Raw genomic sequence first — 6,874 nt, forward strand, 5'->3', positions numbered from 1 at the left:
TTTAGTGCCATCATGCTTTAAAACCCGTTGTAAGTGATGATTTTCTAACTGATCTAAGCTAAGCTGTCCCGATAAATAAGCTAGTCCTTGTTGATGTTCCTGAGTAGTGAAAACCCTCGGTGGGTTTTCCTGCCACTGTGCGATTGTTTCAACCTTGCATGGCTTTAAAGCTGGATCATAGTACATCACGGCTGTATAGGCTTGTTCCTGTTTAGTCATTGGTAATTCATCTAAATCACCTTTGGGAAAGGCCCTTTTCAATACTTCATGGTATTGCGTTTGAATGACTTGTTTAACTGCCATTATTGTTCGCAAATCTTTGACTGCTCGAGTAATCGTTTGCTGCTCAGTTGGTGAATACTTTTCTAGTAGTCCTTGATCGACGTGTTCTAGGCTTTCTAAGCTATCAGAGTGGATCATTAGCGTATATTTCAGATCGATTTTGACTTCCTTTTCCTGTTGCATTAATAACTTCCAGCCAACGTATGGCCGCTTGGTAAAGGTCAATAATTGCTGGGTCAATAAATCATCACGAATATTCATTAAACGTTCGTTTAATTCACTGCCTTTGAAAACTGTTTGCTCGCTTTCGGTTTCCTTAATTAATTCTCGTCTTTCAGCTTGCGTGGTCTGTTCAAAATTAAGCTCTGGATAAAGTTTTTTCGTAGTACGATCGACCACTTTATTTAAGAGTTCATCTGCCTTTTTTAATGAGCTTTCTTGTTGGTTAATTGTCAATAATTCTTTAGTCACATCTTCACCAACTGCATGTTTAATTAAGGTACTGTTCTTCCAATTAAATAGCATGCGCCGCTTATCATCTAAACTTTCCAAACTAATATAAGCTTTCAGTTCGTGGCTTAACTCTTTGACCACTTTTTTCTCGTTAAACGAGAAGTGTTTACTTAGGCTATCCAAGTGGCCTCGATTAACTACTTTCTCCTGCATATTTTTATAGCCATCTTTGGACTTACGATAGTTCTTAACTTGTTGATTAAATGCCTTTCTTTCATGCCGTTTTCTATTGATTCCCTCGTGTTGCATTGGTGTGTCAGCTATTCCCTGTTCCACAAATGATTTTTCACTGATCTGATCAGGAATGTTTTTTTGCTCTAAAACTTGATTTACACTAACCGCCCAATTATGACGCCATTCAGTTACTTTTTCTTTTTTATCCCAATCAACCAACCAAATTTTTCGGTTTCTCACATTCCCTGCAGGGGTCTTAGTTTTATTACCATGACTATCTAAAATGTATTCGGTTTTTGTTTTCTGTCCCCAAGTACCATCGGGGTTAAATGGGCGATTGGTTAACATCACATGAGCGTGCGGATTATCTGGGTGGTCGCGATGAATTGCCACGTCGGCTACCATGCCCTCATCAACAAAGTTTTCTTGCACATATTTTGTCAGTAATTCTTTCTGTTCGGATTCACTTAATTCTACCGGTAAAGCCACGTTAAACTCTTTTGCATACCGTGAGTTTGATTTACGATCTTTCTTTTCAACTTCATTCCACAACTGCTCTCGATCACTCGCCCATTCAGGTGAATTTTTTGGCGTCAAAATAAAGCTTTCTGGCATGATCGATCGGGTATAAAAATAGTGGCGACCTTCCTTATCATCAAATAGCTTTTCACCACTTCTATAAGCGGCACTGGCAATGGCACTGCGTCCTTTACCAGCACTAATATTACTAAAACTCATATGAAATATTGCCATGTCGGTCACCACCTTTCTTTGGGTTTATGGATTTGACTTTGTTGTCGCCATCGGCGACTTCTAATACAGGTTTTAATTGTTTTAGTACAACGTCATCAAAGATGACGTGTAAGTGCGCCTTGACCTCGTTTCACTCGGTCTGCTGATTCTCTTAACTTTAATTTAGTGTATGCCTTCCGCTTCGCTATTTCAACTTTCATACTTTGACTTAACGTTCTCTGTATGATATAGCGTCGGTGATTATTTTTAATACGACTGGGGGAATCATTATGTCTCAAAGTAACTTAGAAAAACAAGAAGCTAAATTAAAAGCCCTTAATCAAAAAATTAAGGACGAAAAAAATAAGATTGAACAACGGCTAGGTAAACAAATCATCAGTCAAGCCAATTTAGATTATGCTAATTTATCTAATGACAATATCAAGTCCTTATCCAAAAAAGTATCCGAGTTTTTAAAGGAAAAGTCCGTAGATCATTAGTCATAGGAGATGGGGAATTCCATGCCTAATCAATATGAAAAACTAATTGAACAACAAGCGCGTTTAAAACAAAAAATTGAGCGAGAAGATTTTAAATTACGACAATCTAAATACTATGAAAATCGACAAGCCCGCAAAGCCCGTTCTCGCCGATTAATTCAAAAAGGGGCTTTATTAGAAAAGTACTTTCAAGCTGATAATCTCTCGGTCGAACAAACCGAAGAACTTTTAAAAACATTTGCTGACTATGTTAACGCCCATAAACCGGATAAATTAAAAAACGATCAACCTAATAACTAGGCCGATCGTTTTTTGGCTTAATTTCTGGATTGTGTTTAGCAAAGTCTTTTAACTGTTTTTGAATTCTTTGTGTAAGCTCTGCTTTACTTTCTTTGTGCTTCCTTTTACTTGATCGCTGTTGAATTATCTTTTGACCCTTACCTCTTCTTTTTGATTTTAGGTCAAGCGTAAAATCTGAAATTTTATTTTGATCTAGCTTACTTAAATGACCGATTTCTTTAAAGTTTAAACCGGCTTTGGGAAAGCTATAAATATTACCAAGATCGACCCAGGAAGGTTTCTTCAACCCAGCGGATTGCCAATCTTGAATCGGATAATATTGTTGCTTGATATAAGCCGACTTCTTTTCATACTGACTAGTAATTTTAAAAGCCTCGACCTTCTGTTCTGATACCCGACGAATTAAAACTGGCCGAGACTTGCCACCGTTAGTTTCTACAAAACTAACGTATAGGCTGACTAAGTCATTAGTCCTCATCTGGATCGTTGAGCCAATCAGCGACCTCTTTAGCGTCTTTGAACTCGGTGACTGGTGTCCCTTCGGTCGCCTTTAAAAAGCGTAAATTAGCTCTTTCTTCTTCGCTTAAAGACGCATTAAAAGGTAAAGCACCATTAGCAACAATCCGCTTGTAAAACATATTAATGGCCGTGGTTGGATTTAAGCCCAATTCGCTTAAAATTGCTTCGGTATCATCGGCCAAATCTTTATCAATCTTGACTTGGACCCGTTTCTTTTCCTTAACTGCCATGATTGTCTCATCTCCTTTCTTTTACTACTACCATTATACTACCTTTTGAGTACCTTATCAATAGATAAAGCCTTGGCCTCAAATCACTTGAGCTTGGCGTTGATCTAAAGGCTGAACTTTTGAGCTGGTTAGCTCTGGCACTCATTTAAAAGCCCCTATTCTTCTGTTTAAGCCATTTGAATCTAACTTGAGTATAAAGAGGAGGTTAGCAAGTCTTAAAACCGCTTAGAAAGGATTTTATAGCCTTTTAGGACTAGTAGTACAACCCACTGTTTAATCGTTTCGGCCGACTTTTCTTCTTCGGAGTGTTTGGCCGCATATTCTCTAGCCGCTTGTTGATTCCACCAAGCGCCAATTCAGCCACTTAAGGCCCCTATTTTTGTTTCTAAGTGATTTTAAAGCAGTTTTAATATAATTATGCACTGCAGCGCTTAAAACGGCTTAAATGAGCTCATATGACGTTTAATTCCAAGCACGCTCATTGTCAGTGTTCTGTTCTTCGGGGTGTTTAGCCGCATATTCTCTAGCCGCTTGTTGATTCCACCAAACGCTAAATAGGTTTTGCATGGTGCCGTACAAGTAGTTTTCCACGTTCTTGATATGCTTCTCATTGCTTCTTAGGGCGTTAAAGTAGCGTCTCAAGGATTTAGTCATCAAAGGTTTTAGTTCTTCGTCGTCAAGCGGGATTAGAACCCCAATATCTTGATGATCCTTTTCAACTCGGTATTTAGCATTTAAGATAATGCCAATGAAGCGCCGCATTTGTTGCGGGGTACGGCACCAAAAACTAAGTAGTTGCACAGCTTCGGGTTCTAAGAAAACGGGGAGCCCACTGTTTTCATCAGTTAAGAAGTCATTAGCATGATTTATGAGATCCTGGTTTTGTTTTTGAATTTCTGCTGGTGAGAAATGGGCTGTGGAAAAGTCCAACTTTTGAGTATCTATATTGTATCTATTAGTATCTATGTTTTTAGAGTCTTTATATAGATTGCTTTCGATTTTCGAAATTCCGCTCGTAGCAAGGGATTGGGAGCTATTGTCAACGAAGTCATGCGGACTTTTGATTTTCGAAATTCCGCTCGTAGCAAGGGATTCAACGAAGTCATGCGGACTTTCGATTTTCGAAATTCCGCTCGTAGCAAGGGATTTCGGCGTTTCTTGCCCATATTCACCCCTTAAATAGACATCAGTAGCTTGCACATCGAGCTTGGAAAGGTATAAACGATTCGGTTCATTCTTTTTCGTTTTAGGATTAAATCCCATTTGAATTTGTTTTAATAGATTAGCTGTTTGTAATTCTTTTTTTATTTTAACGGCTTTTTCAGTAGCGCAGTTAAATAAGTCTTGTAGTTCTTGAACGGTAAAAATAAAGTAAACATGATTATCTTCATCAACCCAATGATTACGCAAAGAATACTCTAGCCGGTCTTTCAGTACCATATAAGCCAATTTAGCATCACTGCTTAAATGTTTATATTGCTCGCCATACATTAATACCTTAGGAAACTGGAAAAATAGGGCTCCATATACGTTATCGGCTTCATAGTAATTGAAATTTGTTGATTTTGTCATAATTAAAACTCCCTTTCTTGACTGACACACGCTGTCTCAAAAGAGAGTTGCTAAAACATTTGATTTGCTTTAAAATACAAATCTGATATGCTCTAACTGAATTACAAAGCATTCATTTAGCGGTGAGGCTTTGCAAATTCATCAGCATGTGTCTGTTTGTGAGTTGCCCAGTCGGCAACTTTTTTTAATTTCTAACAACAAAAATGGACTAAATAGCTTCAGTTAGCTACTTAGTCCATTGACTTCAATTTGTTTTTAACTATCCTTAACTTGTCCTCGGGGACTGGTTTGCGGTATAATTAACCTACAAATTAAGAACAATGTTCAGTCGATTTTAACTTGGCGGTGAAAATCGACTGAATCTAAGTAGCTGTCCTATAGCTACTTGCTAAACCAAAAATCCCTGATTCCTCGTGAATCGGGGATTTTTCTGTTTAGCTTGATCTCTTTATTCGGTTGTTAAATTAGTCATAGTCTAGCATAGTGCTTACCTACCGGCAACTTTATTCTGTCTTGTATACTTTACAAGCCCCCATCGGTCCGTTGAGTCCGTTGATCAGATACAAGGTCTTCGTATCAATTATTGCTATCAACTATTTGTGATTTCATCATTTTCCCCACTCAATTATTCTTGAAAGTCTCTATAAGCATTTTCTATTATGGTATCTAATAAGGTTGATCTTGATTTTGCGTTCAACTGATTAACCATTTCATCTAAACGATCAATATTCTTTTGTTGAATTGAGAAGCTTGTCTTTACTTTTCGTTCCCAATTCAATTTTTCGTTAAGTGCATCTTTTTGCTGAATGTCTCTAGCCACTTGGTAATCGTTGTTGGTACTTGAAAACTTTTCAAATTTGTTTGCCATAAGTTAATCATTCCCCTGTTTTTGGATTTCTGAAAACACGTCACTTAATAGTTTGAGAAATGGCTCTTGTTCATGCAACTTGTCATTCTGGGTTGCATATTCTAGTATGCCCTCCTTTGCAAGCATACTAGCGTTAACTAATTCCTTTTCTGGGATAACCCCAATGACATTATCTATATGTTTGAGTGCTGATAAAAATTCGTGAGAAGAATTAGTATTGTGTTTGATTCGATTGCCTAAAAAGAATACGTTGGCAGTAATATATGATTTACCACTAACTGGATCAACAACTTCATCTTGTAAAGTTCCCACACTTTGCAACACTTTTGTATGACTTTCATACCCAAATCGACTTGGTTCCATTGGAGAAATGATTTTATCGGCTACAGCTACACCATTTTTGCTTAACAGGTTCCAAGCTGGTGGTAAGTCGATAATTATGTAGTCATATTTTTGATTCAGTTCTTGCGCATTTTTAACAAACCACATAAATAATAGCAATTCTCTATTTGGTTTTGAGGCTAAACGATCTGCTACTTCTTCCAGGTTGCTAATTGATGGAATTATCGCGATATTATCCTGAACTTGTGTCTCAATTAACCCGGAGCTTGGTTTTTCTAGGACATCTGCAATGGTGGGCTTTCCACTGAAATTAAAATGTTCATTTTCAAAAGTGCCCGTCAAACTCTTCTGTGCGTCCAAATCGATCATCAAAACTTTTTGATCTTGTGTTTGTAAAAATTTGGCGAACTGAAATGCCATTGTGGTTTTACCAACGCCACCTTTGATAGCCATAAAACTGATTACTTGCATAACACACTTTCCTCCTAACATATAAAGATAAAAGTAACACTTAACAAATACCTTGTTCTCCTATATAATACGACTTTAAGAACACAAAAGTCAAGGTAAAAGTAGTACTAATGGAATACATAAAACGCATAAAGGTATTTATTTGGTGGTATAAATAGGTCTCAACAATTAGTCATACCTATTATCTGTTAAGGTAGATTGCAAATTTAATCCGAATTTTTGGACAAATTTGTCAGCATAACCTGATACGGTGTTTGCCAGTCAAGTATTTTGTAAAAGGCACCCGTAAAATGTAGGAAAACGGCAGGTTAGAACTGTTGGTTTTCCTACATTTTTTGTATCATGAATCACATCAGAGTGTAGGAGGAATT

General features: G+C 37.3%; 8 protein-coding genes. 2 read left to right on the forward strand and 6 right to left on the reverse strand.

The annotated features are described in order from the left end of the window. A partial coding sequence (gene mobQ, locus FFM82_RS10330; protein ID WP_137645760.1) for a MobQ family relaxase occupies positions 1 to 1,722 on the reverse strand: 1,722 nt, incomplete at its 3' end. A gap of 269 nt (positions 1,723 to 1,991) precedes the next feature. Here mobQ and FFM82_RS10335 point away from each other — a divergent pair. Further along, on the forward strand, positions 1,992 to 2,201 hold the full coding sequence (locus FFM82_RS10335; RefSeq protein ID WP_014386917.1) for a hypothetical protein: 210 nt from the start codon (positions 1,992 to 1,994) through the stop codon (positions 2,199 to 2,201). A gap of 21 nt (positions 2,202 to 2,222) precedes the next feature. Further along, complete coding sequence (locus FFM82_RS10340; protein ID WP_041816268.1) at positions 2,223 to 2,501, forward strand: hypothetical protein; 279 nt, start codon at positions 2,223 to 2,225, stop codon at positions 2,499 to 2,501. Here FFM82_RS10340 and FFM82_RS10345 read toward each other — a convergent pair. The 5 genes from FFM82_RS10345 to FFM82_RS10365 all read right to left on the reverse strand — a co-directional run bounded on the left by FFM82_RS10345 (position 2,491) and on the right by FFM82_RS10365 (position 6,503). Continuing rightward, positions 2,491 to 2,979, reverse strand: coding sequence for a hypothetical protein (locus FFM82_RS10345; protein WP_137645761.1), 489 nt, complete (start codon positions 2,977 to 2,979; stop codon positions 2,491 to 2,493). The two genes, FFM82_RS10340 and FFM82_RS10345, sit on opposite strands and share 11 nt — an antisense overlap. Next, complete coding sequence (locus FFM82_RS10350; RefSeq protein ID WP_014564139.1) at positions 2,969 to 3,250, reverse strand: type II toxin-antitoxin system RelB/DinJ family antitoxin; 282 nt, start codon at positions 3,248 to 3,250, stop codon at positions 2,969 to 2,971. Before FFM82_RS10350 ends, FFM82_RS10345 begins: the two co-directional genes overlap by 11 nt. A gap of 462 nt (positions 3,251 to 3,712) precedes the next feature. Beyond that, positions 3,713 to 4,822: a replication initiator protein A gene (locus FFM82_RS10355; RefSeq protein ID WP_137645762.1), complete on the reverse strand. Its 1,110-nt coding sequence runs from the start codon at positions 4,820 to 4,822 to the stop codon at positions 3,713 to 3,715. A 625-nt stretch (positions 4,823 to 5,447) separates the two neighbouring features. Then, complete coding sequence (locus FFM82_RS10360; protein WP_003590746.1) at positions 5,448 to 5,690, reverse strand: hypothetical protein; 243 nt, start codon at positions 5,688 to 5,690, stop codon at positions 5,448 to 5,450. Between the two features lie 3 nt (positions 5,691 to 5,693). Continuing rightward, positions 5,694 to 6,503, reverse strand: a complete 810-nt coding sequence (locus FFM82_RS10365; RefSeq protein ID WP_137645763.1) for a ParA family protein — start codon at positions 6,501 to 6,503, stop codon at positions 5,694 to 5,696. Positions 6,504 to 6,874 lie beyond the last annotated feature (371 nt).

Source organism: Lactiplantibacillus plajomi (genome assembly GCF_005405405.1).
Taxonomy (GTDB): Bacteria; Bacillota; Bacilli; order Lactobacillales; family Lactobacillaceae; genus Lactiplantibacillus; species Lactiplantibacillus plajomi.